The organism is Microcystis sp. M53598_WE2 (genome assembly GCF_030067735.1).
GTDB classification, from domain to species: domain Bacteria; phylum Cyanobacteriota; class Cyanobacteriia; order Cyanobacteriales; family Microcystaceae; genus Microcystis; species Microcystis aeruginosa.
In genome coordinates this window covers 1-1,828 of sequence record NZ_JASJFE010001034.1, presented here as the reverse complement: position 1 = coordinate 1,828, position 1,828 = coordinate 1, and the positions used below count along the sequence as shown (strand labels likewise).

The 1,828-nt window shown below is 48.2% G+C and carries 2 protein-coding genes; both read left to right on the top strand.

Features of this window, described 5'->3' with window-relative positions; translation table 11 throughout:
* Nucleotides 1-219, top strand: a 219-nt coding sequence (locus PX636_RS21245) for a Het-E N-terminal domain-containing protein (protein ID WP_502882915.1), incomplete at its 5' end; no start/stop codon positions are given.
* Nucleotides 220-250: 31 nt separating this feature from the next.
* Nucleotides 251-1,828, top strand: a 1,578-nt coding sequence (locus tag PX636_RS21240; protein WP_502882914.1) for an nSTAND1 domain-containing NTPase, incomplete at its 3' end; no start/stop codon positions are given.

Sequence of the window (1,828 nt, the reverse complement as noted above, 5' to 3'; positions counted from 1 at the left end):
GAAGGTTTGTTAAAAGATAAAATTGTCGAAGCGGGGGTTGATAAAGATAATGAAATCACTAAATTAGCCCAAGATTTACTAGACAAGCTCCAAGAACAACCCGGTGGACAACAAATTATCACCCAAAATATCAGTAATGTTAAATATGCTGCTACCTCTGGCACGGGTAATGCTAGTATTAGCGGCATCACCGAGCATGGCACATCTAAGGATGACTGAGACTGTATTTTAATTAATCAGGATGGTTGATATGTCAGAACCAAGCGAAATTCAACAAAATATTACAGAAGCTCAATATGCTGCTACCTCTGGGACTGGCAATGCAACCATCACGATTACCAATTACTATTATCGAGAAGAAGCAAGAATAGCCCCTGCTGATTCTGCCGATGTTGCCGATGATAATCTGCCCTGTCCCTATCGTGGCTTGTTTCATTTTGGGCCAGGAGATGCAGAATACTTTTTTGGGCGCAAAAGCTTTATCACAAACCTATTTCAGGCAACCCAAACCCGTAATTTCATCCCCCTATTAGGTGCGTCGGGAAGTGGCAAATCCTCGGTAGTTTTTGCGGGATTAGTCCCTAAATTGCAACAAGAAGGTCACTGGCAGTTTACCCATTTTCGTCCCGGTTCTGACCCTTTTCATGCCCTAGCTTTGGCATTAGTTCCCCTTTATACAACTAATTTAAATGAGACAGAACGCCTCGCCCAAGCGCGTCAGTTAGCCAATTATTTGCGTGATGGCGATATTTCTTTAGCTGACGTTGTTGCCCAAATCCAACAGAATTATCCCAGTGAACGGGTGCTGGTAATTGCCGACCAATTTGAGGAACTTTATACCCTCTGTCCTGATGAAACAATCCGTCGTAATTTTCTCGATAAATTAACTACATCCCCTTTTGAAAGGGTAGGAATGGTGTTGGTATTAACGATGCGGGCGGATTTCTTGGGGAATGCTCTTTCCTATCGTCCCTTTGCCGATGTCTTACAAAATACTGACTTGAAATTGGGGCCGATGAACCGAGAAGAACTCACAGAAGTTATTGAAAAACCGGCGCAAAAATTGGGGGTGACATTTGAAGCGGGACTGGTGGAGCGCATCCTCGATGATGTGGAGAGTGAGCCGGGGAATTTGCCATTACTAGAGTTTGCCTTAACGGAATTGTGGCAGCGGCGACAGGGCCAACAGTTAACCCATCTGGCATATACAGAAATTGGCCAAGTGCAGGGTGCTTTGGCCCGCCATGCCAATGAAGAATATGACAAGCTGAGTGAGGCGCAACGGGAACAGATGCGGCGCATTTTCATCCAATTGGTACGCCCAGGAGAAGGCACAGAAGATACGCGGCGGCTGGCGACAAAAGCGGAATTAGGGGCGGTAAATTGGGCGCTGGTGAAACAACTGGCGGATGCGCGTTTAGTTGTCACCAGTCGCAGTGAAGAGGCACAGGTGGAGACGGTGGAAGTGGTGCATGAAGCACTGATTCGCAATTGGGTGGAATTGCGGGGCTGGATGGACACAGACAGGGTTTTTCGCGCTTGGCAGGAGCGTTTGCGAGGGGCGATGGGGCAATGGCAAAAGACGCAGGGGGATGAAGGCTCATGGTTGCGCGGGGCGGCGTTGGCGGAGGCGGAAGAACAATTGAAGCAACGCCCAGAAGATATCAGCCAAAGTGAACAGGATTTTATCAGGCAGAGTCTCCAAGAGCGAGAACGGATAAAACAAGCCGAAGCAGCCCGCAGGCGGCGCGAAATTAGAACCGCTTGGGGGATTGCGGCGGGTTCTTTGGTGGCGGTGGTGATTAGTACGGGATTGGGTTTAATGGCT